We start from the raw sequence: 25,322 nt of genomic DNA on the forward strand, positions 1-25,322 counted from the left end.
GGCGCTGCCGCGGGAGCGGGAGCCGCCGCACGCGGTGCGGGAGCCGCTGCGCGCGGAGCTGCCGATGCGCCGCCGCGTACTTCTTCGACTTCTACGTCATAGGCGGTGCCGTTGACAGTGATGTTGAACTTTTTCATGTGTGATTCCTCCAACGTGTTTATTCCAAAGTCTCCGGTATGATGGGATTCCTCAGATACTGCTGCGATTTGCAATCGTCCAGATCTCTGCCGGCTTAATGCTGACAGCAACGACCTTGCTCCCCGTCACCGTTTGAACGGCGGCGGTAATAGCGGCGACAATTTCCGGTGCAACGCTGCTCGTAGCCATGCTATCCCTCCTAAGGATTAGAGCGGAATGTTCCCGTGCTTCTTCGCCGGGTTCGCCTCACGCTTGCTCGAGAGTGCGTTGAGCGCCGTGATGATGTACGGACGCGTCTCGCTCGGCGTGATGACCATATCGACGTAGCCGCGCTCTGCCGCTTTGTACGGCGTCGCAAATTCCTTGATGTACTCTGCTGTGCGCGCTTCCTTATCCGGATCCTTGCGGAAGATGATGTTGGCTGCGCCCGCAGGTCCCATAACGGCGATCTCAGATGTCGGCCATGCCATGACCTGATCCGCGCCGAGCTCACGGTTGCACATTGCGATGTAGGAACCGCCGTATGCCTTGCGCGTGATAACCGTCACCTTGGGCACGGTTGCTTCGCTGTATGCGTAGAGCATCTTTGCGCCGTGACGGATGATGCCGTTGTACTCCTGGTTGACACCCGGGAGGAAGCCCGGAACGTCGACGAGGTTGACGAGCGGAATATTGAACGCATCGCAGAAGCGGATGAAGCGCGAGGACTTGCAGGATGCGTCAACGTCGAGGCAGCCTGCCATGACGTTCGGCTCATTCGCGATGATGCCGACCGCGCGGCCGTCGAAGCGTGCGAAGCAGCAGATGATGTTCTTTGCGTAGTGCTCGTGCACTTCGTAGAACTCGCCGTTGTCGACGATGCTGCGGATGACGTCCTTCATGTCATACGGTGCATTCGGGTTGTCCGGCACAACGGAGTTGAGCGACTCGTCCTGACGATCCGGATCATCGCCCGTATCAACGCGCGGGGTCTCTTCCATGTTGTTGCTCGGGAGGAAGGAGAGAAGATAGCGGATCTGCTCGATGCAGTCCTCGTCGTTCTCCGTTGCGAAATGCGCAACGCCGGAGCGGCTGTTGTGCGTCATCGCGCCGCCGAGTTCCTCTGCCGTAACCTCTTCCGCTGTGACGGATTTGATAACCGCAGGGCCCGTGATGAACATCTGGCTCGTGTTCTTCACCATGTAGATGAAATCCGTGAGTGCCGGGCTGTAAACGGCGCCGCCCGCGCAGGGTCCCATGATAACGGAGATCTGCGGGATCACGCCCGAAGCCTTCGTGTTGCGGTAGAAGATGCCGCCGTAGCCGGAGAGCGCGTCGACTGCCTCCTGGATACGTGCGCCGCCGGAATCGTTGATGCCGACGCACGGTGCGCCCATCTTCATCGCGAGATCCATGACCTTCCAAATCTTGTGGGCGTGTTTCTCACCGAGCGAGCCGCCCTCGACGGTGAAGTCCTGTGCGAACGCATAGACGAGACGGCCGTTGACCGTGCCGTAGCCCGTAACGACGCCCTCGCCGGGCAGTTCCTTCTCCTCCTGCCCGAAGTTCGTGCAGCGATGCTTCACGAACAGATCGAGCTCGACGAAGCTGCTCTCGTCAAAGAGCAGGTTGAGACGCTCGCGCGCCGTCAGCTTCCCTTTGGCGTGCTGCTTCTCGATGCTCTTTGCGCCGCCGCCCTGCATGACATGCTCTTTTTTCTTGAGCATCTCATCAATTTTTTCCTGGACTGTGGACATCATATCCCTCCTGATGTTTATATGTGGAATCTACGGCAGTGCGGCGGGGATGAGTCGCGCTCTGCCGGGGAATCACCCAATGAAATGATATGCGTAGAAGAGCCGCCTCAGCGATCCTCATGCTCGCAGATCTCAAGGAGAACGCCCTTCGTCGCTTTCGGATGAAGGAACGCAATCTTTGCGCCGCCCGCACCGATGCGCGGCTTCTCGTCGATCATGCGGACGCCCTTTGCCATGAGGTCGGCAATTGCGTTCTCGATATTGTCGACACGCAGAGCGACATGCTGGATGCCCTCGCCGCTGCGCTCGATGTACTTCGTGATCGGGCTGTCCGGCGCCGTGCCGATCAGGAGCTCAATTTCGCTGCCGTTCGGGGTCGGATGGAACGTCGTCGTGACTTTCTGCTCGGCGACCGTCTCCTGATTCGTGCAGGGGATGCCGATGACATCCGACCAGAACGATTTGCCCTCTTCGAGGTCTTTCACTGCGACACCGATGTGATCGATTCCCAAAACCTTGAACATTGTTAATCCTCCTCATCAAGGAAATGCCCGCGCAGAGTGATCCGGCGCTCGGTATTTCCCTATGACAACATTTCGGCCATGACCTCGCCCACTACGGTGTAGGGGTCTGTCTCATGTGCCTTGATCTGCGCCACATACGCGTCGAGCCGTCCGGTACTGACGATTCGTTTTTCGATATGGCGCCCCACCCCCGCATGGAGGATGTCGAGCATCTCGTCGCGTGTACGGCGTGTCCGCCGTTCCGTGAGGACGCCGTTTCCTTCGATGTGGGTGCGGTGTTCTTCGAGCGTGTCCACCAGATCCTCGATTCCTTCGCTGCGGTTGGCAACGACTTTGCGGATCGGCGGCCGCCAGTCTGACATATGATCGTCAAGATCCAGCATCATATTGATTTCGCGGACGAGTTTATCCGCACCGTCAAGATCAGACTTGTTGACGGCGAACACATCGCCGATCTCCAAGATGCCCGCCTTAATGGCCTGAATATCGTCGCCCATACCGGGGATCAAAACGACCATGGTAGTGTCCGCCGCCCGCACAATGTCCACCTCGGACTGCCCGACACCGACGGTCTCGACAAAGATGATATCTTTGCCGAACGCATCCATGACCTTTACCGCGTCAGCAGTCTTGTGCGAAAGCCCGCCAAGGCTGCCGCGCGTTCCCATACTGCGGATAAATACGCCCTCGTCGAGCGTCAGGTCGTTCATACGGATGCGGTCGCCCAAGATGGCGCCGCCGGAAAAGGGGCTTGTGGGGTCGACGGCGATGATGCCGACGGTTTTCCCGCGTTTGCGGTATTCCTTGGCAATCTTATCCGTCATGGTGCTTTTCCCAGCACCGGGGGGTCCCGTAATGCCGAGGACATAGGCGTGTCCCGTGTGTGGATAAAGAGCCTTCATGATGTCCGTCGCGCTCTCGCGCTCGTTCTCAATCGCCGTAATGGCGCGTGAGAGGGCAAGGCGATTGCCGCGCAGCACTTCGGCGGCGATATCCATATTACCCGCCTCCTTCGCGTCGCTGCTTCCATCAAAACATGTCAGGTGGATGGCAGTGAAGAGATTCCGCTGCCATCCACCTTTCTAAAAATGCGTTTGTTACGCTTTTACATGTGCCTTGATGAAGTCAACAATCGTGCTGGTCGGCGTTCCGGGTGTAAAGACTTCTGCGACGCCCGCCTGTTTGAGTGCGGGGATATCGCCCTCGGGAATCACTCCGCCGCCGATGATCAGGACGTCGTTCATGCCCTTGCTGCGGACGAGATCCACGACCTTCGGGAACAGATGCGGATGCGCTCCAGAGAGGATGCTCATCGCGATGACGTTGACGTCTTCCTGCAGTGCCGCTTCCGCGATCTCCTCGGGCGTCTGACGAAGACCTGTGTAAACGACCTCAAATCCGGCATCGCGCAGTGCGCGTGCGACGACCTTCGCGCCGCGGTCATGCCCATCAAGACCGGGTTTCGCAACGAGTACTCTGATTTTCTCTGCCATTTTTATATTCCTCCTGAACCTTGCATTCACCAATTCATTACAGGTTGACGTGTGCTTCGTATTCGCCGAAGACTTCGCGCATCACGCCGCAGATCTCGCCGAGCGTTGCGTAGGTCTTGACCGCTGCGAGAATATGCGGCATGAGGTTCTCGTCCTCGTCCGCACAGGCGTTCTTCAGATCCGCCAGAGCAGCCTGAACTGCGGCGTTGTCACGCTTTTCCTTCATAGCCTCAACCTTGGCCTTCTGTTTCTCGCCGACAGAAGCGTCAACCTTGAGCAGGTTCTTCGGAGCTTCCTCTTCCACCTGGAATTTGTTGACACCGACGATGACGCGCGCGCCGGACTCAACATCCATCTGCCACTTGTAAGCGCTGTCCTGAATTTCCTTCTGGATATAGCCCTTCTCGATCGCCGCAACAGCGCCGCCGATATCATCAATCTTCTTGATGTATTCCCATGCCTCCGCCTCGATGCGGTTCGTCATGGCCTCTACATAGTAGGAGCCTGCGAGCGGATCGATGACGTCGGCAAGCCCGCTTTCATACGCAACGATCTGCTGCGTGCGGAGAGCGACCATAACCGATTCCTCCGTCGGAAGCGCGAGCGCTTCGTCGCGGGAGTTCGTATGCAGCGACTGCGTGCCGCCCATAACCGCAGCTGCGGTCTGGAGTGCAACGCGGACGATGTTGTTGTTCGGCTGCTGCGCGGTCAGCATGGAGCCGGCCGTCTGCGTGTGAACGCGGAGCATCATGGACTTGGGTTTCTGCGCATGGAAACGCTCTTTCATGACCTTTGCCCAGACGCGGCGGGAGGCACGGAACTTCGCAACTTCTTCGAGCACGTTGTTGTGTGCGTTCCAGAAGAAGGAGAGACGTCCCGCGAAGTCGTCGACGCTGAGCCCCGCCTTGATGGCGGCTTCAACGTAGGCGATGCCGTCCGCAATGGTGAATGCAATTTCCTGCGAAGCGGTGGAACCTGCCTCGCGGATGTGGTAGCCGGAGATGGAAATGGTGTTCCAGTTCGGCACGTTCTTGGAGCAATATTCAAAAATGTTCGTGATGAGACGCATGGACGGACGCGGCGGGAAAATGTAGGTGCCGCGTGCCGCATACTCCTTCAGAATGTCGTTCTGAATGGTCCCTTTGAGTTTGTCCGCGGAGACGCCCTGCTTCTCTGCCACAGCGATATACATCGCGAGCAGAACGGAAGCCGGTGCGTTGATCGTCATGGACGTGGAGACTTTGCCGAGGTCGATCTGATCGAAGAGAATCTCCATATCGGCAAGCGAATCGATCGCAACGCCGACCTTTCCGACCTCGCCCTCAGCGATGGTATCCGTGGAATCGTAGCCAATCTGCGTCGGGAGATCAAACGCGCAGGAAAGCCCCGTCGCACCGCTTTCGATGAGGTAACGATAGCGCTTGTTGGACTCCTCCGCTGTGGAGAATCCCGCGTACATACGCATGGTCCAGAAGCGGCCGCGGTACATCGTCGGCTGAACGCCACGGGTATAGGGGTAAACGCCGGGGAATCCGATGTCCTCTGCGTACTCCGTCTCTTTGATGTCGAGCGGGGTGTAAAGCCCCTGCGCCGGAATGTTCGGGCGCGCCGGGAACTTCGCGGTTGCCTTTTCAACGGTGGCGTTGTACTGGTCAAGCCCCGCCTGGATTTTCTCATTGCTCATTTGGATTTTTTCCTCCTATGCTCTTTTCAGTTTTGCGCTTTGTGCGCTAAAGTGCTTTTTGCACTTTTTATCTTTTTTATTTCTGCATCGATCCCGTTGTTACGAAGCGCTGATGGAAGGAAAGCGCCTCATCGAGCAGATGCGGTGTCTGTGCGCCCTTGGTTGCCGCAAGCGCACGGTTGTAGTAATCGAGCAGAATCGGACGATAGTCCGGATGTGCACAGTTGTTGATGATCTCGAGAGCGCGTTGGCGCGGGGATTTGCCGCGCAGATCCGCAACGCCCTGCTCCGTGATGACGACGTCAACATCATGTGCGCCGTGGTCAATGTGTGCGCAGAACGGAACGATGGACGAGATCTTGCCGCCCTTTGCCTCGGACGTCGTATAGAAGATCGTGAGGTAGGCGTTGCGCGCGAAATCGCCGCTGCCGCCGATGCCGTTCATCATCTTCGTACCCGTGACGTGGGTGGAGTTGACGTTGCCGTAGATGTCGACTTCGATCGCGGTGTTCATCGCGATGACGCCGAGACGCCGGACAACCTCGGGGTTGTTCGAGATCTCCTGCGGACGGAGCATCATAATCTTCTTGTACTTGTCGATGTCCTTGTAGAAGCGCTGCAGCCCTTCCGGAGAGGGAGAGAACGCCGTGCCGGATGCAAACTTCAGCTTGCCGGCATCCGCAAGGTCGAACATGCCGTCCTGAATGACCTCGGTGTAAACCTCAAGATCCGTGAAGTCAGAGTTGACAAAGCCTGCGATAACGGCGTTTGCCACGTTGCCGACGCCCGACTGGAGTGGGAGAAGCCCTTTGGGCATACGCCCCGCCGCGATCTCCTTCTTGAGAAGCTCGACCGTGAAGGCACCCATCTTGCGCGAGGCATCGTCGAGCGGTGCGAGCGCACGCGTCTTGTCGGTGATGTCGCAGGGGACGATGTACTTGATCTTCTCGAGCGGGCACGGAATGAAGTTCGTGCCGATACGGTCGCCCGCCTTCGTGATGGGAATCGGCAGACGGTTCGGAGGATCGAGCGGGATATAGATGTCGTGCATTCCGACCAGCTCCATGGGCTGGCTGGTGTTGACCTCTACGATGACCACGTCCGCGCTCTGCACATAGGACGGGGTGTTGCCGACCGAGGTCGAGGGGATGATGCCCTCCTCGGTGATCGCAACCGCCTCAATGAGCGCGACGTCGATCTTGCCCAGGAAGCCCTCGCGGCTCTGCTGCGCGACTTCCGAAAGGTGCATATCGATGTAGTTCACTGCTCCCGAATTGATCTGATTGCGCAGCGGCGTGTTCGTCTGATAGGGCAGACGCTGCTCAATGCCGTTTGCCTCGGCGAGCGCGCCGTCCAGCTCGGGACCTGTGGATGCGCCTGTCCAAAGATTGACCTTGAACGGGCTCTTCTTCATCCGCTCCGCGATGGCGAGGGGCACTGCCTTCGGATAGCCGGACGGCGTAAAGCCGCTCGCACCGATGGTCATGCCGTCCTTAAAATACTCGGCAGCTACTTCCGCACTCACGATTTTGTCCGCAAGGGACTTAGGTACGCGATCGGAAATATCGATCATAGAAAAACCTCCCTCTTGCTACACCGACCAGTTCTCTTGGCGGCTGCTCTTCTGATACATCTATGGCACCGCGCCGGAACACTCGTAATCCATCCAAAACATGAGGTAAAAACCTCCGTGGAGAGTAGATGTAAACGCTTTGAATAGTTACGAGTTATCATAGCTGCATATGCCAATTATATCTGCCCCTTAGAATATCACGAAAAAAATTACCGTCAAGATTGTATTGACGGCATTTTCTGTGATTTGTGAAAAAAAGTGCACGCAAGCGCTATTCTATATTATTTTTCTATGACAATTCTTCATCTTCAACCGCAATATGTGTGAGCGAATAAGAAAGACTGCTGAGTCCGACGGACAGATCCTCACTGATCAGCGGAATGTTTTCCGGCACAGAGAGCTTCACGGGAGCGAAATTCCAAATCCCCCGTATCCCCGCTCCTACCAGTCTGTCGGCAACTTCCTGTGCATGCGCGGCAGGCACGGCGATGACGCCGATCTGAACGCCGCGTTCGGCGACGATCTCGGGGAGGTACGCAATGTCCTCGACACGCCGCTCGCCGAGGCGCGTTCCGATGACGACGGGATTCACGTCAAAGAGCGCGGCGATGCGAAAACCAAGGCGCGTGATCCCCTGATAGTTTGCAAGTGCAACGCCGAGATGTCCCATGCCGACGATGGCAATATTAAACCGCTGGTCAAGCCCCAAAATCCCGCCGATATTTTCCTTGAGTTCAGCGACGTAATACCCAACGCCTTTTTTTCCGAACTGACCAAAGACCGCAAGGTCTTTGCGAATCTGTTCGGGATTGACGGAGGTACGCCTGCCGATCTCTTCAGAGGACGTGATCTCGACGCCCTCGTCCGCGAGCAGACGCAGACAGCGGTAGTACCGTGGAAGCCTGTCTACCGTTGCCTTGGAAATTGAACTGTTTTCCTGCATACTCATCCTTCCTTCCGTTCCCCCGCGATCGCATGTACGGCAGCCGTCATTGCGGCAAGCATCCACAACAGCATGGAGGACGGAATGTTAAACAACAGGTGATCGGTGAGCCCGTTCAGAGCGACGGAGCAAAATGCAAGCCCCAGACCGAGGCTAAGCCCGTCAATAAATTTATCACTGCGCCACGCCTCGAGCCCCGCGCGCACGTCGGCGAGCGTTTTCCACGCCCGCTCATGCACGGCGAGCTGCGCTTCCCACGGCGGCGTATCGCGCTTTGTGCGCAGAGCAAGCACGAGCGTCCCGAAAAAGAACCACAGGAACGCGAGCGCCCCGGGGATGCCGATCTCTGCGGCGTAGTTCAGATACATATTGTGCGCGTGTACGATCTGCACGGGCGCGCCCTGCAAGTAAAAATCGTAATCGGGATAGACCACGAAGTACATCCCCCACCCAATGCCGAGAAAGGGATGGTCTAAAATCATCGCGACAGTGCTCTCCCAGAACGCGAGACGCATCTCCGAAGAGGTATCAATGCGCGTAAATACCGAGAGCAGCCGATCCGTCAGCACAGGGTCAAAGGCAAGAACAAGCCCGCAAATCACCGCAATTCCCGCGAGGATGCGCAAATCACGCAAGATGCCATAGCCTGCAAGCACCGCGGCAATGACAAGGCACGCGCCGCGCGCATAGGTCATGCCAAGGCACGCGAGTGCTGCGATGAGAAGGACAATTGCAAGGATGCGCAGCCAACGCTGAAGCCCGGTCATGAGACCAACCGCGATACAGGCAACGATGTCGAGATAGCCTGCAAGGATATTCGGATTTTCCCATGTGGAAAAAACCCGTTTCGACAGCTCCGGGAAGGACTCGCCGTCCACCCATTTCATTGCGGAGATATCAATGCCGAAGATGAACTGATAGAATCCGTAAAGAATGACAAGCCCCGCAGCAATTGCCATGACGAGTACCGTATGCCGCAGCGACGCCGTGTCGCGCAGCGTTTGCCCTGCGAGGAGGTAGGTCAGCGCATAGACCGGGACAAGGTGATAAAAGTTGTAGAAACTGAACGCCTTATCCGGTGCAGCGGCGACGGATGCCAATGCGATGACGACAAAGAGAAGCGCGGGCGCATCGTACGGCAGCCGCCGCAGCCGGAACTCCGGATCGATGCGCAGCCGAAGCGCAAGTGCCCCGCATCCGACGAGCAGGACTGCCATCGCAGCGAGCGGTACGAGAGGGATGAGGAAAGCCTCCGCGAGCACTGCATAACGCATGACGGCGCCCATGCGTGCCCCCCATCGGCGACGCCGCCGGAAGCGGCGGCGCTGCTTGACGTAATCCTCCGCCATCCGCTCACCTCCCCGCTGCGCGCAGGAGTTTGCGCACGCCGCCGACAAGATAGAGCGACCCACAAGCGACGAGCAGTGCATCGCCGTGTGCGCGCCGCTCCGCCTCAACGAGCGCCGTCTCCACATCACCGCAGGCAACGGTGTCGAGTCCCATCGCGGCGGCGACGGCAGCGACGACATCCGCTCCCGCCGCACGCTCGGAGTTTGGCCGTACCGTGACGACCACATCCCCGGGACGCAGGAGCGTACTGAGCATCGTGTCGATGTCCTTGTCCTTGAGGATGCCAAGCACAAAGACACGCTGCTCCTTCGGGAAATAACGGTCAAGACTCGCCCGCAGCGCCGCCATGCCCGCCGGATTATGCGCGCCGTCCACAACGGCGTCCCCCGCCGCCCATGATCGAATCTCAAAGCGCGCGGGATGCCGCACATGTGCCAGCGCCGTCCGCAGCGCCTCTTCCGTAATGCGCGCATCATCGCGCTCGAGGAGCTTTGCCGCCATGATGACGAGGGCGGCATTCTCCGCCTGATAGGTTCCTGCAAGTGAGAGCTCAAACGGCGCAGGCTCACGGCAGACAAGCGAATGAAACGCAACGCGCTGCCCTCCGCCCGCCGGGAAAATCATATCGGCAGAAAAGTCCTCGCCATAGACAAAGACGTCCGCCGTCATCTCCTCCGCACGCGCTTGGATGATCTCAAGAGGCTTGCCCGACGCCGCCGTGATCACAGGCACGCCCTCCTTGATAATGCCCGCTTTGTGCTCGGCGATGCCCGCGAGCGTACCGCCGCAGCGGTCGGCGTGATCCATGGCGACATTTGTAATGATGGTCAGCATCGGCTCTATGACATTTGTCGAATCGAGCAGACCGCCGAGCCCCGTCTCAATGACGGCGATCTCCACCTTCTCCTCGGCAAAATAGAGGAACGCGAGCGCCGTCAGCGCCTCGAACTGCGTCGGGTGCTCATGTCCCTCCGCGGTCATCTCGTCCGCCGCCGCACGCACGCGCGTTAAGATCGCGGCAAACCGCTCCTCGGAGATGTCCTCTCCGCCGACGCTCATGCGCTCCGTATAGGAAATGAGATGCGGCGACATATAACGTCCGCAGCGAATCCCTGCGGCGCGGTACACGGCATCCATCATCTGTGTCACGGAGCCCTTGCCATTCGTTCCCGCGATGTGGATGCTCCGGTACGCACGCTCGGGATGCCCCAGCCGCGCGCAGAGTTCCTCCATGCGCGACAGCCCCAAACGGATGCCGAACGTATTCAGTTCGTCCAGATATGCCAGTGACTCTTGATAGTCCATCGGCGTACCTCAGAGCTTTACGAGATCCGCAAGGCGAGTTCTGAGGAGCGTGATTTTCTCCTCATAGCCCGCGAGTTTCTCGCGCTCCGCCGCAACGACCTGTGCGGGCGCTTTGGAGGTAAAGCCCGCGTTGGCGAGCTTGCCCGACAAGCGCGCGATCTCCTTTTCGAGATTCGTCTGCTCCTTTTCAAGGCGCGCGCGCTCCTTCGGGACGTCAATCAACCCCGCGAGCGGCAGATAGACCGCCGCGCCCGCGAGTGCCCCCGTCACCGCATTCTCCGGATCGGATGCGTCCGCCGCGAGGAACGTCACGGACGAAGCGGAGGCAAGTGCGAAGAAATAGTCCTCGTGCGCCGCAAAGACCTCCCGCAGCGCCCCGTCCGTCACGCGCAGGATGAGCTCGCTCTTCTTGCCCGGGGGCGTGCTGAGCTCGGCGCGCAGGTTGCGCACGGTCTTAATGACCTCCATGACGGCGGTCATATCGCGCTCCGCCGCCGCATCGAGGTCGCTCTCATGCCCCGCCGGCCAGTGTGCCGTCATGATGCTCTCGCCCTCATGCGGCAGCTTTTGCCAAATCTCCTCCGTGAGGAACGGCATGAAGGGATGCAGGAGACGCAGCGTCCGCTCGAGCACGGTGCGCAGCACATAGAGCGCCGTATTCTTCGCGCGGACATTCTCTTTATCGTAGAGCCGCGCCTTCGTCAGCTCGATGTACCAATCGCAGAACTCGCTCCAGAGGAACTCATAGATCGTGCGCCCCGCCTCGCCGAGCTCGTATTTCTCGAGGTTCGCCGTCACGTCGCGCGCCGTCACCGCACAGCGCGAGAGAATCCAGCGGTCGGCGAGCGTATAGTCCTCCGCCGCGGGGACGAAGGAGGTGTCCGCCCCCTCGAAATTCATCAGCATGTAGCGCGATGCGTTCCATATCTTATTGGCAAAATTACGCGCCGCCTCGACGCGCTCCCAGTAAAAACGCATATCGTTGCCCGGCGTATTGCCTGTGATGAGCATGAACCGGAGCGTGTCCGCGCCGTATTTCTCAATGACCTCGACGGGATCGATGCCGTTGCCAAGGGACTTTGACATCTTGCGTCCCTCGCTGTCGCGCACGAGCCCGTGGATGAATATGTCGCGGAACGGCACGTCGCCGCCGAAGCGCAGCCCCATCATGACCATGCGCGCCACCCAGAAGAAGATGATGTCGTAGCCCGTGACGAGCGCCGCCGTCGGGTAAAAATGACGCAGATCCTTCGTATCGTCCGGCCATCCCATCGTCTCAAACGGCCAAAGCCCCGAGCTGAACCATGTGTCGAGGACGTCCTCGTCCTGCCGGATCTTCGTCGAGCCGCAGTGCGCGCACGCCGTCAAATCCTCACGCGAAACGCTCGTCTCGCCGCAGTCGTCGCAGTGCCACGCGGGGATGCGGTGTCCCCACCAAAGCTGACGCGAGATGCACCAGTCGCGGATATTCTCGAGCCAGTTTTCATAAATCTTCGTAAAGCGATCGGGCACAAAGCGGATACGCCCGTCCCGCACCGCCGCGATCGCGGGCTCTGCAAGTTCCTCCATGCGGACGAACCACTGCTTTGAGACGAGCGGCTCGATCGTCGTGCCGCAGCGTGAGCAGTGTCCGACCGCGTGCTCATGTCCCTCGGTCGAAACAAGTGCGCCGATCTCCTCGAGCTCCTTCACGAGCGCCTTGCGGCAGGCATAGCGATCCATGCCCTCATAATGCCCCGCGCCCGCGGTCATCTTCCCTTCCGTATCGATGACGATGATCTGCGCCAGATTGTGCCGCAGTCCCATCTCAAAGTCGTTCGGGTCGTGCGCCGGCGTCACCTTGACCGCGCCCGTCCCAAATGCGGGATCGACATAGGCGTCGGCAAAGAGCGGGATGCGCCGTCCCACGACGGGCAGAATCAGCGTTTTCCCGACGAGATGTTTGTACCGTTCGTCGTCCGGGTGTACCGCGACGCCCGTATCGCCGAACATCGTCTCGGGGCGCGTGGTTGCGATCTCGACGTACTCGTCCGTCCCCTCGATCGCATAGCGCAGATGCCAGAGATGCCCCTCTTCCGTCTCGTGGTTCACCTCGATGTCGGAGATCGCCGTCGTGCAGGACGGGCACCAGTTCGTGATGCGCGTGCCTTGATAGATGAGCCCCTGCTCGTAGAGACTGACGAACGCCTCGCGCACCGCACGCGAACATCCCCCGTCCATCGTGAACCGCTCGCGCGCCCAGTCACAGGACGAACCGAGCATCCGCAGCTGATACATGATGCGGTCGCCGTACTGCTCCTTCCACGCCCACACGCGCTCGAGGAACTTCTCGCGCCCGAGGTCGAACCGCGTCGTCCCCTCCGCGCGCAGCGACTCCTCGACCTTTGCCTGCGTCGCGATGCCCGCATGGTCGCAGCCCGGCACCCAGATGACGTTCTTCCCGCGCATCCGCTGATACCGCACGAGGATATCCTGCAGAGTATTGTCGAGTGCATGCCCCATGTGGAGCTGTCCCGTCACATTCGGCGGCGGGATGACGACGCTGTACGGTTCGCGGCTCTCGTCCGCCTCTTGATGAAAAAATCCGTGATCTTCCCAATACGCATACCATTTCCGCTCAAAGGAAGCGGGATCGTAGTTCTTCGGAATATTGGCGCCCTGCTCTTCTGACATCTATTTCGTTCCTCCCGAAAAAAGCGCCCCGTCCCGAGGGGGACGAGGGCGCCCGCACATCGTCGTTTATTTTGGTATGAAATACTACGTAAGAGTAGCACAAAACAATATTTTTTGCAAGGATCACGACGTCATGAGAGACGAATGAACCTTAACGACCGCCTTGCGGATCTCCATCGGCTCGCCTGCTGCGACCGTCGGGCGGTGGATTTCCCCCGGCGCAAAGATCGTCACCGTCCCCGGCACGGCGTCGATATACTCCGGATCGGGCGTCCCGCGGTAAAAGATCAGATCGCGCTCGGGGATGCGCGCCGCGACCTCTCCCTCTGTGCCCTGCGGCGCATAGTGCAGCCGCTCCGCTCCGCGCGCGAGGTACTGCACATCGTAGTACTGCTCGTGCGCCTCCGCGCGCTGATCGCCGTACCGCCGCGTCACCGCGTCGAACACATCCGCGTACATATCATCGCCCGCAATCTCCACGCGCCCCGCCTGCATATTTGCAATATCGCGCAGATGCAGCACCTGCAGCGCCTTTTGAATCGGCGCCGGCAGCGACTTATCCTTCACCATTTCCTTTAGTTGTCCGGTTTGCATATGTTGAACCTCCTTCATTGAATCCTATATTTCACGGCTGCCGCAGGAAGCTTTCCGTATCCTGCCCAAAACAATATCCACAAAATACCGCGCCAAGCGGTTCTTAAACCTCATTCTACCGAATCAAACGCATTCATGCAAGACAAAATCACTTCCTAATAAACATTCAATATTTTTGCATATTCTTTTTTTCTGTTCCACCCGAATCCATCTTGACAAATTCCATTCCCCTATAATACAATAAGCGCGCATTATAATATCATAAACTTAAACGGAACAGGTGTCCTTTGGACTTAATAGGGAATTCGGTGTAAAGCCGAAGCGGTCCCGCCACCGTAAGGAAGAGCAATACTGTATGATGTCACTGGGGAGATCGTCTCCTTGGGAAGGCGCAGCTGCGCGATGATTCCGAGCCGGGAGAACTGCCTGTTTGACGCTCACCGCCTGACCCACGAGCGATGGGGAGGAGAGCCGCGCCCACAGCGGCGGTATGACGGCATTTTCCTGCGCGGAGAACGCCGTTTTTTTGTGAGATTTTTCCAAAAGGGGGTGAGGAAATGCGTTTATACAGGATGTTGTTCTTTGCTCTTCTGCTTGTCCTGTGCACAGGCGGCAGAGGAATGGCGGCGGAGGTCTCGGACGATCCGATGATGCTCGAGTGGACGACGACGAAGGTCTGGATCTCGGGCGGCGAGCTGTGCGTGTCCGGCATTTTTGAAAATCGACGCGACGACATCACTGTCACGGCGCTGAACGACTTCACAATGCAGATCACATTCACGCGCGCCGACGGCACGACCTACCAATTCGTCGGCACGCCGAAGCGCCTGCCCATGTGCAAAGTCCCTGCGGGTGAGACAAAACGGCTGACACTGAACTTCGGCTCATTCGAAGGACAGTGGAAAACATGGGTCACGGAGCAGAACTACGAATTCTCTTACATCAACGGAGCGCGGTGGTAATCCGCAGCCCCTAGAAGCGTCAAGGAGGAACTATCGGTATGAAGAAAAAGCAGCTGTCGGCGCTGATTGCCCTCGCATTCGTGTCCATTGGGGGGGGGCATAACGCCGCCTATGCCGCACATGATGAAAATCTCAATTCGTATACGCTGGATGACGTCGTCGTCTCGGCAGAGCGTACGAAGGATCAGTTCGGCGACACGATTACAGAGCAGTCCTATTATCGTACGGGCGGTGACGTCAAAGTCATCACACGCGAGGAGATCGAGAAACGTCATTACGTTGATCTGACCGAGGCAATCAAGCGCATTCCGGGCATCACGTTCCAGAATCCCGGCTACCGCGGCGGCGAGTACGGCTATCAGTTCTACAACAACGGAGTCTCCATCAACGGCGACACACGCGTCATCATTCTCATCGATGGACGCCGTGTGGACAATCTCACAAGTACGCGCGTCGGCGGCAACAGCAAAACCGGCACCAAGTCGACAGGCGTGAATCTCGATCAGCTCATCGGTATGGAGAGCGTCGACAAGATCGAGGTCATCAAGGGGCCGGGTGCCTCTGTATACGGTCCCGATGCAACGGGCGGCGTCATCAACATCATCACGCGCAAGGGCGGCGAGCAGCAGAAAGGGACGCTTGATCTCTCCACGGGGGCATGGCACAAACATAATTATGCACTGACGCTCTCGGGATCGGCACTTCCCGATCACAGCCTGCGCTATTTCTTCACGACAACCCGTTCGATGAGCGGCGATACGAAATTCGTGGACGGCGTTGTGGGCGGCACAGGCACGCTCGGCGGATCCGAGTACAAGGAAGACGCTCTGAATATCCGTCTGGACAAGAAGCTCAGCGATAAGCAAAATCTCAAGCTCTGGTATAATTTCAAACAGGGAAAAGACGGCTATCCGATCTCCGTGCCGAGCCTCAAATACTGGAACGAAGCCGATTGGGACAGAATCATATTCAAGGCGGCTGTCGGCGACCTTAACAGCAACAATGTATTACAGGATATGACTAATTCGCAAGGTAAATGGGTGCCAAAACGTGGTGACACAGACGTCCCTGGCTACCGCAATCTCTTTGCACTTGACGGGCAGGTCTATCGCTCGTTCAGTAAGTTCAAGGACAATGACTGGGAACTCATGTGGACGTTCAATAAAGAGAACGGCATGGAGAGTTTCCTGCGTCTTTATAGTCAGAACCACCGCTATTCCAACCGGGATTATTTCCGTTGGCGCAGAGACGGAAAGAGCGCAAAAGATCTTGCTGACGAATACCGCGCCGCATTCCCAAGCGGTGCAACGAACGAACAGCTGACGCAGTGGATTCACGAGCATCTTGCGCCGTTCCCGGGCGGAGATCAAGCCAGGGTCAAGGAGTGGCTTGAGGCGACGGGCGGAACGGCAAAGGAGCCGACCAGTTGGCAGGAAGAACGCAACCGCGGTATTCAAGTGCAGTATGCAAAGTCCCTCGGCAAGAACGATATCATCGCCAGTATCACCTATGACCGTGCGAAGAACTACAGCAAGAAGCTTGAGGACGACGGTTCTGTTGTCTCATCACATGTCGGACGCAACTCCATCCTCGGCTATGTGCAGGATAAAATTCATGTTTCGGATAAATTCGATATTACTCCTGCGCTGCGCTATTCCTACTACTCCTCCTACGAATCAAATACGGCAGGCGACAAGGTGCAGGGCAAAGGATCGTCACGCACCGTGACACCGGCGCTCAATCTCCAATACACATTTGACTACTCCACCGATCTCTATTTCGGCTGGACACGCATCTACCGTCCCCTGCGCCAAGGCGACTATACCTCGACCGACGGCGTATTCAACACGCCGCTGGACGACGAGCGCGGCGACGCATGGACGCTCGGCATCCGCAAGGAGTTCTCCGAACATACGTCGGCAGCAGTCCACTATGACTGGACACGCATGAACAATGCCATTGCAACGCTCCCCATTTGGAACGGTACGAAATTCACGAGTACGGCGGTCAACGCGAAAGAGGATAAAAAATCCTTCAATATCACCGTTGATCATAAACTGAATAAATACGTGACAATGAGTGCTTCCTACTCACATATGCTGGACAAGTGGATGGCAAAGAACGGTTGGATTCTCGATCCGAGTTGGGGATATCAAAACAGCACGGACATCAATACGCAAATCAACCGTCTGCGCCCGCAAAACCACTATGCGCTCAATATTTCTTACGAGAAGGGCAGACTCTATACGGGGCTGCTTGCCAACTGGTACACAGGTGCAAGTACCAACGCCTTTACAAGCAGCCGCTTCCTCATTCTCGATTGGAATCTCAACTATGAGCTGCAAAAGGATATGACGGTATACCTCGTGGTCAACAACCTGACGAACAAGGCATACGAGACGTCATACAGCAGCTATCTCGGACTTGGCGGCGCGGCAATGCCGGGGCGGAGCTGGATGATCGGCGCGCGGTACAATTTCTAATGCGCCGCGGCATATAGACCGCTCCCTAGGGGCTGTTGCATGATGCAATAGCCCCTTTTTGAGCAGCGCAAACACATACGCCGCCCCCGTAACGCCGTATTTTTGAGGTATATCTCATGTATAAATTGTTATTGCCGGCGCTGTGCGCCCTTCTCCTCGCCGCCTGTGCGCCGATCGTCCGCGTCAATGAAGATGCGGCGCAGACACCCGCGCCGGCGGATGTGTCGCCGCGCGCCGGCTATCCCGTGACGATCGAGAACATCGACGCCAAGGGCAACCCGGCGACGGACACATACGACGCCCCGCCCCGCCGCATCGTCGCCGTGTGGCAGAACTCTATCGAGACGCCGCTCGCGCTCGGTGCGGGCGATCGTCTCATCGCGGGCATGGGCGTCCCCGATCGAAAATATCTCAGCCCCGCATATCAAGAGGCCTATGACCGCATTCCCTATACGAGCCTTGAAAATCTTGACGTCGAAACCGTCCTCATGATGGAACCGGATCTCATCATCGGATGGGCGTCAACCTTCTCCCCGAAGGTGCTGCGCGGTACGGATTTTTGGCATGCGCGCGGGATTCACACCTATATCGCCCCCTCCTCGTCCGCCGCACGCGCAAGAAAAACCATCGACGACGAGTGCCGGGATATTCTGAGCCTCGGTAAAATCCTCGGGCATCCGGCGCGCGCAGAGGAACTCGTCCGCGCCATGCGCAGCGAAATCGCTTTCGTCGCGGAGCAGACGCGTGACGCTGCGCGCCGCCCGCGCGCCCTTGTCATCGAGCCGATGGGCAGAGATATCCGCGCGTACGGGGACAACTCCCTCGCGGGCGATATCCTGCGCGCGCTGCACGCGGAAAATCTCGGCGCGGACGGGTTGAATCTCAGCCTCGAACAGATCATCGAGATGGATCCGGATGCGATTTTCCTCGTCGTCGTGGAGTCGGATTACGACCGCGCGGCGGAAATCAAAGCGCGCTTCTGCGACACTCCCGCGCTGCGCGGCCTCTCCTGTATCCGTGCGGGGCGCGTCGATACGCTCCCCCTCTACACGGTTTACAGTGCCGGCACGCGCACGTACGACGGCATCCGAATCATCGCCGCAGGGCTTTACCCGTCACTTTATAAGGAGTAAAATATATGCGGAACTTTTTTCAAAAATGGGGCGTGCTCGGCGTCTGTCTCCTGCTCCTCCTGCTGCTCTGCGCGGCGATCTTCTGGGCGCTCGGCATCGGTACGGTGCATCTGCCCGCAGAGGCCATTTGGAGCGCGGTCGGCGCACAGTTCGCGAGCGGCACGCCCGTCGACGCGCCGGGTAAAGGTCCGGTACACGACATTGTTTGGCTCCTGCGCCTGCCGCGCCTTCTCCTCGCCGTCGCCATCGGCGCGGGACTCTCGGTCTGCGGCGTCATCATGCAGGCGATTGTAAAGAACCCGCTCGCCGATCCCTACATTCTCGGCATCTCTTCGGGCGCTTCGCTTGGAGCGACCGCCGCCGTTCTCCTCGGCGTCGGCGCGGCGTTCGGCGAGAACGCGGTCGGCGTCTCGGCATTCGTCGGCGCGTTCGCCATATCGCTCGGCGTGCTCTTCATCGCAAACCTCGGCGGCCGTGCCAACGCGGTGAAGCTCCTGCTCGGCGGCATGGCGCTCAGCGCCGTGTGCAGCGCGTTCTCAAGCTTTATCATCTATTTCGCCAACAACAAGGACGGCATTCAAACCGTCACCTACTGGCTGATGGGCAGTCTCGCGGGCGCGAACTGGGATACGCTTCCCGTCATCGGCGGTATTGTCGTCCTCGCCGTTCTCTTCTTTTGGACGCAGAGCCGCATCCTCAATCTCATGCTGCTCGGCGACGAATCCGCCGTCACGCTCGGCAAGGATCTGCACGCCTATCGGCAGGCATACCTGCTCGTGAGCGCGCTCATCGTCGGCTTCGCGGTCTATGCGGCGGGCATGATCGGTTTCGTCGGTCTCGTCGTTCCCCACGTCGTCCGTATGCTCATCGGCACAGATCATAAGCGGCTCATCCCCGTGGCCGCGCTCTCCGGCGCCGTCTTTCTCGTCGTCGCCGACGGGCTGTGCCGCGTAATCATCCCGCGCACGGAGCTGCCGATCGGCATCCTCATCTCGATGATCGGCGCCCCCTGCTTCATCTATCTCATGGTGAAACGCACTTACGGATTTGGAGGAAACTGATATGGAAATACTCGCGGAGGCCGTGAAGCTCTTCATCGGTAAGCAGGCGATTCTCAAAGGGATGGATTTTCATCTGCACGATAAGGAGTTTCTCGGCATCATCGGACCGAACGGCAGCGGCAAGAGCACGTTTCTCAAATGCATTTACCGCGTGCAGCGTCCGAGCGAGGGAACGATCTCGCTTGACGGGCGTCCGATCGATGATTTTTCCTATCGGGAGTCGGCGCAGCGACTCTCGGTGGTCGCACAGCACAATTTTTACAGTTTTGACTTCCCCGTGCTCGATGTGGTACTCATGGGGCGCTCTCCGCACAAGAAGCTACTCGAGCGCGACAATCTGCGCGACTATGAGCTCGCACGCAAGGCGCTGGGGGTGGTCGGCATGGCGGCGTTCGAGGAGCGCAGCTTCTCCAGTCTCTCCGGCGGCGAGCAGCAGCGCGTCATCCTCGCGCGTGCGCTTGCACAGCAGACGGAGTGCATGATCCTCGACGAGCCGACAAACCACCTGGACATCAAGTATCAACTCCAGATCATGGACATCGTAAAGGGGCTCGGTCTGACCGTTGCCGCCGCCATCCATGATCTCAACATCGCCGCGCTCTACTGCGACCGCCTCATCGCGATTAAGCAGGGTCAAGTCGTCGGTCTCGGCACGCCGCGCGAGCTCCTCACGGAGGAGTTTATCTACGATCTCTACGAGGTGCGCTCCACTGTCAGCATCCACCCCGATACGGGTCGGCTGAACATCGTATATCTGCCGCAGTACGAGGAGCATCCGTAACCGGTGCGCAAAAAAGACTGCCGCACATTCGTCAACACCTTTGTGCGGCAGTCTTTTATTGTGCGCGATATTTTTTAGAAATTATATGTCGCGCCGAGGACGAAGTGGCGGCTCGGCATGGCATAGGCGCCGCGCTGCGCGCCAAAGCCGATGCCAATGGATTCATAGGCTTCGTTTGTGAGGTTATAGCCCTTCAGATAGACCTTGAACGCATCGCTCACCCGATAATTCACACCGAGGTCGAGGGTAAGATAACTTGTATCGGTGAACCGCTCGATGCTCCGCCCCGTGACGTAGTTCATATCCGCATCCGCGCTCCAACGGTTCATCGTGTAGGAGAGCCCAAGGTTATACCCGTTCGGACGTGTATTCGTCGAAAGATAGTTTTTGTTCGTATCCGTCGATTCGACATGCGCATAGCTATAGGCGGCGCGCACCGTCCATGCATTGCTTGCGCGGTAGCGCGCGCTCAGCTCCATACCGCGGCGATCCTCGTTGTCCACATTGTAATAGCGCGTATAAACGTTCCACGACCAGTTGAGTGCATCTTTTACCTTGCTCTTATAGATGCTCGCCGAGACGTTCCACTTGCGCGAGAGCTGGCTTTCCGCCCCGAGGGTATAGGTCTGTGATTTCTCCTGCTTGAGATTTGGATTGCCCTTCATATACGGGGTGTCGGCATAGCGCATTTTAAGCGTTGGATTATTGACTGCCTGCCCCCATGAGAAATAGACGTGTGTATTGCGTCCAAATTTTTTATTCAAGCTGATATGAGAGGCGACATCGCCGCCGAAGTCACTGTGATGCTCGTACCGCGTGCCGAGTTTCAGCGCATACCCGCCGCCAAGCTGCCAGTCGTCCTCAGCAAAGATCGCCTTCGTTGTCGCGGACGCGTTCATCTCCGATCCGTCGTTGTTCTCATAGATGCTTTCCTTCGCCCACAGGAATCCGCCGACGAGCATATTCTTATCGCCCAACATCCAAAGTTTTTGTCCTTCAAAGCTGTTGCGGCGCAGCTTATGATTATACGGCGCGCCAAACGGCGAATCCGCCGTGGATTCATTGCGATAATAACGCAGGAACGTCCCCTCGCCGTCCTTCTCCGAGCCGAACATATAGGTGATGCCATAGGCGGTATCCAGCGTTTCCTGACGCCCCGTGTAGGTGGGTTCGCCGGTCTTTGGGTTCTTTAACAAAACACCGAATCCATCGTCCATTTCGTGCCGTGAAAAGTCAAAGCTCAGTCGGTCATTGCCAATGATGCGGTCATAACCGATCGTATAGTCCGTATGCTTGATGTCACTGTTGCCAAAGGTGCGCGTGTCTCCGTCCGCGTTCCGGTAGCGGAAATCATGACTGCGCTCATGCGCAGCGCTTGCCTTGATGCTGTTTTTCGCATCACCGCCGGTCACATAGACGCCCGCACGCTTTTCCCCCCACGCGCCGAGCTGCATGTTCAGCGATCCGGACGGCTTGCCCGTCTTGGCGCGCTTTGTGATGATGTTGATGACGCCCGAGACGGCGCGCTCGCCGTAGAGCGAGGAGTTCGGCCCGCGCACGATCTCAATGCGCTCGACGTTCTCCATCGGCACTTGATCCACGTTGACCGCATTGTCGTCGCCGCTGACCATGAGATGATCCCAGTTGACCTTCTTACCGTCGACCATGACGAGGACGCGCGTATCGCCGTTGATGATCGGATAGGCGGCAAAGCCCTTCTTGACGACGTTGATGTTCGCCCCCGCCAGAGCATCCGAGACGCTCTTATAGTTGCCGCGCTCGATCTGCGCCTCACTGATGAGCGTGACGTCGGCGGGGACATCGGCGATCTGCGTGTCGCTGCGGCTCGCCGTGACGATAACATCGGCGAGGCTGTAGGTTTCAAGATCTCCCGATTCCGCCTCAGCGGCATAAACGTACACCGAAGGTGGGCAAACAGATGCTCCTACCGTGAGTGCGCCCGCGATGAGCCCGCGCAGTACATTCTTCTTCATGATAATCCTCCCAATTCCCTAGTCCGCGAGGGCATCCAGCCCCGCGGCAATATCTTCAAGCGCCGTGATCGTGCGCCCGTTCCCATTGTTCACATCGGCGTAGGAAACGACGATGATGTGGTTCTCGCGGATCGCCCGCATATTCCTTAGATTCTCATCCGCGCGCAGCTCGGCGCGCGCCTCCTCCGCGGAGATATTCTTCGGATTCACATAGATAACGACGTCGGGGGCAAAGCCGAGCACACGCTCGGGTCCAACGCCGTTCATCTGCCGCTCCGTCACATTGTCCGCGCCTGCCCGCCGCGCGATGTCGTCGATGATGTATGTGGCGCCGTAGAGACTATAGAGACTGCTCCCGTGCGCCTGCAGGATCATCGCCGTATACCTTTTGCCCCGTGCGCGCGTCCGCTCCTCAATCGCTGCGGAACGCGCCCTCAGTCCCGCAGCATAGGCGGCGGCACGTTCCTCCACCGCAAACATCCGCCCCATATCCTCAATGAACGGATAGACCGTGCCGTCGAGCGTCGGATGCCCTTTGCGCACGGTGGCGGGGACGACGTAGCATCCGATGCCCTTGCGGAAATAATTGTGCACGTCGCCGAGCGCGTCGGGCGTGAAGTGATGCGACCAGCCGATGATGAGATCGGGGCGCAGCGCCGTCACCTCCTCGCGGCTCGGCATATAGGGCGCGCCGAGAATCGGCAGGGCGGCGTAAGCGTCCCTATAGACAGGCGGCTCCTCCCCATACGGCGCGATCGCGCCGACGATTCGATCCGCGATGCCGAGGTCGATCATCAGCTCCGCCGCCCCGGGATAAGTGACGAGGACACGCTCCGGCACATGCACGAGTGTGAACGTCGTCGGGTGCCCGTCGCTGTCCGCCGTGACGAACGTCTCGCCGCCCGGCGTGCCCGCCGCCTCCTCAGCCCCGCGCCCCTCCGTATAGGAGAGAAAGAGAACCAGCGCGGTGACGGCGAGGAGCGGCAGCAGACAGAGCGCTGCGCGCAGCCGCCGCCTCATGATGCATACGCTCCCGTGCGATAGTCGACGAGCGGCAAGCCCTCTGCATCGTAGGCGACATGCGCCGCAACGCCGTAGACACTTTGCAGCAGCTCCTCTGTAATCACCTCGCGCGGCGCGCCGATCTCTACGATTTCCCCCGCCTTCATGACGACAAGCAGATCGGCGAACATCGCCGCGAGGTTGAGATCGTGGAGCGCCGCGATGACGCCGATGCCGAGCCCTTTGACGAGGCGCAGCAGATGCAGTTGGTACTTTACATCGAGATGGTTCGTCGGTTCGTCGAGGATGAGCAGGCGCGGCTCCTGCACGAGACAGCGTGCGAGCATGACGCGCTGCTGCTCGCCGCCCGAGAGCTCGTTGAAACTGCGCGCCGCCGCGTCCGCCATGCCGACCTTATCGAGCGCGGCGCGGACGAGTGCAAAGTCCTCCGCCGTGTCCTCCTCAAAGCTCTCCTTGTACGGGGCGCGCCCCATGAGCGCGATCTCCTCCACGGAGAAATCAAAGTCCACCGCGTGGAACTGCCCCATCACGCCAATCTCCTGCGCCGCCGCGCGCAGCGGGATGTCGGCGATGGGCATGCCGTCGAAGTAGACCGTGCCTTCTTGAATCTGATGTACGCGGTAGAGGTGTTTGAGCAGCGTGGACTTGCCGCAGCCGTTGGGGCCGAGAAGCGCAACAAAACGGTCGGCGGGCAGCACGGCGGAGATGCCGTGGAGAATCTCTTTTGTTCCGATGCAGAATTTCAGCCCCTCAATGCGAATCTCCTTCATATCAGCCTCCGAAATTCCCGCCGCTGCCAAAGAGCAGCTTCATGAAGAGCGGCGCGCCGATGAGCGCGGTGATGATGCCGATGGGCAGATCGCCCGAGGGGAGAAGTGTCCGCGCGATGAGATCTGCGACGATGAGGAAGATCGCCCCAATGAGGAGCGCCGCGGGGAGCAGCCGCCGATGCGACGCCCCCGTAAAGGCGCGCACGAGATGCGGCACGACGAGCCCCACGAAACCAATGATGCCGCAGGTCGCGACTAGGACGCCCGTCAGGAGCGCAAGCAGCGCCATATAACGGCGCCGTTTCGCGCTCGCATCGATGCCGAGTGTCGTCGCCAGCTCCTCGCCGAGGAGGAGCACGTCCAGCGTGCGCAGCTGCGAGAGGAAGTACACGGCGAGCGTGCTCACAATGAGGACGGGCAGAAAGAGACTGCGCCATTTCGCATCGGCGAGCGATCCCATCGTCCAAAATGCCGCGGACTGCATCCCCTCCGCATCCGCCGCCATGTAGACGATGAAATTCGTCGCGGCAACGCAGAGTGCGCTGATCGCCGCGCCCGCGAGCACGAGTTTCACCGTCGAGACGCGCCGCCGGATCCCCGCGAGCATGAGCACGGCGAGTGTTGCGAGAATCGCGCCGAGAAACGCCGCCCCCGGTACGCCGAACGGGATCGTCCCAGAGCCGAGGAGGATTGCGAGCGTCGCTCCGACGGACGCGCCCGAGGCGATGCCGAGGATGAACGGTTCGGCAAGCGGGTTCTGCACGGACGCCTGCATCACAACACCCGCAAGCGCAAGCCCCGCGCCCGCCGTCATTGCAAGCAGTACACGCGGCACGCGCAGTTCCCAGATGATGTCCGTCACCGCGGGATCGATGGACGGCTCATGCCCCATCAGCTTCGCCGTCACAACGGCGAGTGTATCGGATGTGGGAACGGCGACGCTGCCCGCAGAGACCGCATAAAGCGCGATGATTGCGAGCACTGCCGCGAGTACGGGCGGCGCTGTCAGTATACGCCTCATATGCACGAGTGCTCCTTTCTCCCATATGCCGCATCAAAACAAGGCAGTTCTTAAATATGAACAATATTCACCTTTGCAGAA

Annotated in this window: 21 protein-coding genes, 1 pseudogene and 1 riboswitch; of the genes and pseudogenes, 5 read left to right on the forward strand and 17 right to left on the reverse strand. The window is 58.8% G+C overall.

What is annotated here, in order from left to right; all coding sequences use genetic code 11:
• The 13 genes and pseudogenes from HMPREF9162_RS12640 to HMPREF9162_RS01165 form a co-directional block, all read right to left on the reverse strand.
• Positions 1–137, reverse strand: a pseudogene (locus HMPREF9162_RS12640) (acetyl-CoA carboxylase biotin carboxyl carrier protein subunit); the annotation flags it as partial.
• A gap of 52 nt (positions 138–189) precedes the next feature.
• Positions 190–327: a hypothetical protein gene (locus tag HMPREF9162_RS12470; RefSeq protein ID WP_009438184.1), complete on the reverse strand. Its 138-nt coding sequence runs from the start codon at positions 325–327 to the stop codon at positions 190–192.
• Positions 328–344: 17 nt separating this feature from the next.
• On the reverse strand, positions 345–1,874 hold the full coding sequence (locus HMPREF9162_RS01115; RefSeq protein ID WP_009438198.1) for an acyl-CoA carboxylase subunit beta: 1,530 nt from the start codon (positions 1,872–1,874) through the stop codon (positions 345–347).
• Between the two features lie 107 nt (positions 1,875–1,981).
• The gene (gene mce / locus HMPREF9162_RS01120) at positions 1,982–2,398 is read right to left on the reverse strand and encodes a methylmalonyl-CoA epimerase (protein WP_009350214.1); all 417 of its coding nucleotides are present in this window, start codon (positions 2,396–2,398) and stop codon (positions 1,982–1,984) included.
• Positions 2,399–2,457: 59 nt separating this feature from the next.
• Entirely contained in the window at positions 2,458–3,396 is a 939-nt protein-coding gene (gene meaB, locus HMPREF9162_RS01125; protein ID WP_009438197.1) for a methylmalonyl Co-A mutase-associated GTPase MeaB, read from the reverse strand.
• 99 nt (positions 3,397–3,495) lie between these two features.
• Positions 3,496–3,891 (reverse strand): cobalamin B12-binding domain-containing protein, encoded by a 396-nt coding sequence (locus HMPREF9162_RS01130; RefSeq protein WP_009438163.1) that lies wholly within the window; start codon positions 3,889–3,891, stop codon positions 3,496–3,498.
• Positions 3,892–3,928: 37 nt separating this feature from the next.
• Entirely contained in the window at positions 3,929–5,575 is a 1,647-nt protein-coding gene (locus HMPREF9162_RS01135; protein WP_009438173.1) for a methylmalonyl-CoA mutase, read from the reverse strand.
• 76 nt (positions 5,576–5,651) lie between these two features.
• Positions 5,652–7,148 carry an acetyl-CoA hydrolase/transferase family protein gene (locus HMPREF9162_RS01140; RefSeq protein WP_009438187.1) on the reverse strand — a complete coding sequence of 499 codons (1,497 nt, stop codon included), beginning with the start codon at positions 7,146–7,148 and terminating at the stop codon, positions 5,652–5,654.
• A gap of 289 nt (positions 7,149–7,437) precedes the next feature.
• On the reverse strand, positions 7,438–8,091 hold the full coding sequence (locus HMPREF9162_RS01145; protein WP_009438154.1) for a redox-sensing transcriptional repressor Rex: 654 nt from the start codon (positions 8,089–8,091) through the stop codon (positions 7,438–7,440).
• A 2-nt stretch (positions 8,092–8,093) separates the two neighbouring features.
• Positions 8,094–9,440 carry an O-antigen ligase gene (locus tag HMPREF9162_RS01150; RefSeq protein ID WP_009438170.1) on the reverse strand — a complete coding sequence of 449 codons (1,347 nt, stop codon included), beginning with the start codon at positions 9,438–9,440 and terminating at the stop codon, positions 8,094–8,096.
• A gap of 4 nt (positions 9,441–9,444) precedes the next feature.
• The gene (locus tag HMPREF9162_RS01155) at positions 9,445–10,746 is read right to left on the reverse strand and encodes a folylpolyglutamate synthase/dihydrofolate synthase family protein (RefSeq protein ID WP_009438200.1); all 1,302 of its coding nucleotides are present in this window, start codon (positions 10,744–10,746) and stop codon (positions 9,445–9,447) included.
• Positions 10,747–10,755: 9 nt separating this feature from the next.
• Positions 10,756–13,419, reverse strand: a complete 2,664-nt coding sequence (locus tag HMPREF9162_RS01160) for a valine--tRNA ligase (RefSeq protein ID WP_009438177.1) — start codon at positions 13,417–13,419, stop codon at positions 10,756–10,758.
• A gap of 123 nt (positions 13,420–13,542) precedes the next feature.
• Positions 13,543–14,013 (reverse strand): YhcH/YjgK/YiaL family protein, encoded by a 471-nt coding sequence (locus HMPREF9162_RS01165; RefSeq protein WP_009438196.1) that lies wholly within the window; start codon positions 14,011–14,013, stop codon positions 13,543–13,545.
• A 261-nt stretch (positions 14,014–14,274) separates the two neighbouring features.
• A riboswitch (cobalamin riboswitch) is annotated at positions 14,275–14,458 on the forward strand.
• A 175-nt stretch (positions 14,459–14,633) separates the two neighbouring features.
• Here HMPREF9162_RS01165 and HMPREF9162_RS01170 point away from each other — a divergent pair.
• The 5 genes from HMPREF9162_RS01170 to HMPREF9162_RS01190 all read left to right on the forward strand — a co-directional run bounded on the left by HMPREF9162_RS01170 (position 14,634) and on the right by HMPREF9162_RS01190 (position 20,433).
• Positions 14,634–14,975 (forward strand): hypothetical protein, encoded by a 342-nt coding sequence (locus HMPREF9162_RS01170; protein ID WP_009438178.1) that lies wholly within the window; start codon positions 14,634–14,636, stop codon positions 14,973–14,975.
• Positions 14,976–15,013: 38 nt separating this feature from the next.
• Positions 15,014–17,458: a TonB-dependent receptor domain-containing protein gene (locus HMPREF9162_RS01175; protein WP_009438158.1), complete on the forward strand. Its 2,445-nt coding sequence runs from the start codon at positions 15,014–15,016 to the stop codon at positions 17,456–17,458.
• A gap of 116 nt (positions 17,459–17,574) precedes the next feature.
• The gene (locus tag HMPREF9162_RS01180; protein WP_009438190.1) at positions 17,575–18,591 is read left to right on the forward strand and encodes an ABC transporter substrate-binding protein; all 1,017 of its coding nucleotides are present in this window, start codon (positions 17,575–17,577) and stop codon (positions 18,589–18,591) included.
• Positions 18,592–18,596: 5 nt separating this feature from the next.
• Complete coding sequence (locus HMPREF9162_RS01185) at positions 18,597–19,652, forward strand: iron ABC transporter permease (RefSeq protein ID WP_009438194.1); 1,056 nt, start codon at positions 18,597–18,599, stop codon at positions 19,650–19,652.
• Position 19,653: 1 nt separating this feature from the next.
• Complete coding sequence (locus tag HMPREF9162_RS01190; protein ID WP_009350229.1) at positions 19,654–20,433, forward strand: ABC transporter ATP-binding protein; 780 nt, start codon at positions 19,654–19,656, stop codon at positions 20,431–20,433.
• Between the two features lie 74 nt (positions 20,434–20,507).
• On the opposite strand, the gene HMPREF9162_RS01195 is transcribed toward HMPREF9162_RS01190, so the two are convergent.
• From HMPREF9162_RS01195 to HMPREF9162_RS01210, 4 genes are read right to left on the reverse strand one after another with little or no spacing between them, the layout of a single operon-like run.
• Positions 20,508–22,427: a TonB-dependent siderophore receptor gene (locus HMPREF9162_RS01195; RefSeq protein ID WP_009438168.1), complete on the reverse strand. Its 1,920-nt coding sequence runs from the start codon at positions 22,425–22,427 to the stop codon at positions 20,508–20,510.
• 18 nt (positions 22,428–22,445) lie between these two features.
• Positions 22,446–23,447 (reverse strand): ABC transporter substrate-binding protein, encoded by a 1,002-nt coding sequence (locus tag HMPREF9162_RS01200; protein ID WP_009350232.1) that lies wholly within the window; start codon positions 23,445–23,447, stop codon positions 22,446–22,448.
• Positions 23,444–24,220: an ABC transporter ATP-binding protein gene (locus HMPREF9162_RS01205; RefSeq protein ID WP_009350233.1), complete on the reverse strand. Its 777-nt coding sequence runs from the start codon at positions 24,218–24,220 to the stop codon at positions 23,444–23,446. The genes HMPREF9162_RS01200 and HMPREF9162_RS01205 overlap by 4 nt, the downstream gene beginning before the upstream one ends.
• Before the next feature lies 1 nt (position 24,221).
• Complete coding sequence (locus tag HMPREF9162_RS01210) at positions 24,222–25,241, reverse strand: iron ABC transporter permease (protein WP_009350234.1); 1,020 nt, start codon at positions 25,239–25,241, stop codon at positions 24,222–24,224.
• Positions 25,242–25,322 lie beyond the last annotated feature (81 nt).

It is taken from the genome of Selenomonas sp. oral taxon 137 str. F0430, from assembly GCF_000183625.1.
Taxonomy (GTDB): Bacteria; Bacillota; Negativicutes; order Selenomonadales; family Selenomonadaceae; genus Centipeda; species Centipeda artemidis.

Bases quoted from the DNA above. Each gene is read 5' to 3' on its own strand.
- HMPREF9162_RS01210 (WP_009350234.1), bottom strand. From the start codon at position 25,241: ATGAGGCGTATACTGACAGCGCCGCCCGTACTCGCGGCAGTGCTCGCA.
- HMPREF9162_RS01115 (WP_009438198.1), bottom strand. From the start codon at position 1,874: ATGTCCACAGTCCAGGAAAAAATTGATGAGATGCTCAAGAAAAAAGAG.
- HMPREF9162_RS01170 (WP_009438178.1), top strand. From the start codon at position 14,634: ATGGCGGCGGAGGTCTCGGACGATCCGATGATGCTCGAGTGGACGACG.
- HMPREF9162_RS01190 (WP_009350229.1), top strand. From the start codon at position 19,654: ATGGAAATACTCGCGGAGGCCGTGAAGCTCTTCATCGGTAAGCAGGCG.
- meaB (WP_009438197.1), bottom strand. From the start codon at position 3,396: ATGGATATCGCCGCCGAAGTGCTGCGCGGCAATCGCCTTGCCCTCTCA.
- HMPREF9162_RS01155 (WP_009438200.1), bottom strand. From the start codon at position 10,746: ATGGACTATCAAGAGTCACTGGCATATCTGGACGAACTGAATACGTTC.
- HMPREF9162_RS01135 (WP_009438173.1), bottom strand. From the start codon at position 5,575: ATGAGCAATGAGAAAATCCAGGCGGGGCTTGACCAGTACAACGCCACC.
- HMPREF9162_RS01130 (WP_009438163.1), bottom strand. From the start codon at position 3,891: ATGGCAGAGAAAATCAGAGTACTCGTTGCGAAACCCGGTCTTGATGGG.
- HMPREF9162_RS01150 (WP_009438170.1), bottom strand. From the start codon at position 9,440: ATGGCGGAGGATTACGTCAAGCAGCGCCGCCGCTTCCGGCGGCGTCGC.
- HMPREF9162_RS01180 (WP_009438190.1), top strand. From the start codon at position 17,575: ATGTATAAATTGTTATTGCCGGCGCTGTGCGCCCTTCTCCTCGCCGCC.
- HMPREF9162_RS01140 (WP_009438187.1), bottom strand. From the start codon at position 7,148: ATGATCGATATTTCCGATCGCGTACCTAAGTCCCTTGCGGACAAAATC.
- mce (WP_009350214.1), bottom strand. From the start codon at position 2,398: ATGTTCAAGGTTTTGGGAATCGATCACATCGGTGTCGCAGTGAAAGAC.
- HMPREF9162_RS01145 (WP_009438154.1), bottom strand. From the start codon at position 8,091: ATGCAGGAAAACAGTTCAATTTCCAAGGCAACGGTAGACAGGCTTCCA.
- HMPREF9162_RS12470 (WP_009438184.1), bottom strand. From the start codon at position 327: ATGGCTACGAGCAGCGTTGCACCGGAAATTGTCGCCGCTATTACCGCC.
- HMPREF9162_RS01205 (WP_009350233.1), bottom strand. From the start codon at position 24,220: ATGAAGGAGATTCGCATTGAGGGGCTGAAATTCTGCATCGGAACAAAA.
- HMPREF9162_RS01165 (WP_009438196.1), bottom strand. From the start codon at position 14,013: ATGCAAACCGGACAACTAAAGGAAATGGTGAAGGATAAGTCGCTGCCG.
- HMPREF9162_RS01195 (WP_009438168.1), bottom strand. From the start codon at position 22,427: ATGAAGAAGAATGTACTGCGCGGGCTCATCGCGGGCGCACTCACGGTA.
- HMPREF9162_RS01200 (WP_009350232.1), bottom strand. From the start codon at position 23,447: ATGAGGCGGCGGCTGCGCGCAGCGCTCTGTCTGCTGCCGCTCCTCGCC.
- HMPREF9162_RS01185 (WP_009438194.1), top strand. From the start codon at position 18,597: ATGCGGAACTTTTTTCAAAAATGGGGCGTGCTCGGCGTCTGTCTCCTG.
- HMPREF9162_RS01160 (WP_009438177.1), bottom strand. From the start codon at position 13,419: ATGTCAGAAGAGCAGGGCGCCAATATTCCGAAGAACTACGATCCCGCT.
- HMPREF9162_RS01175 (WP_009438158.1), top strand. From the start codon at position 15,014: ATGAAGAAAAAGCAGCTGTCGGCGCTGATTGCCCTCGCATTCGTGTCC.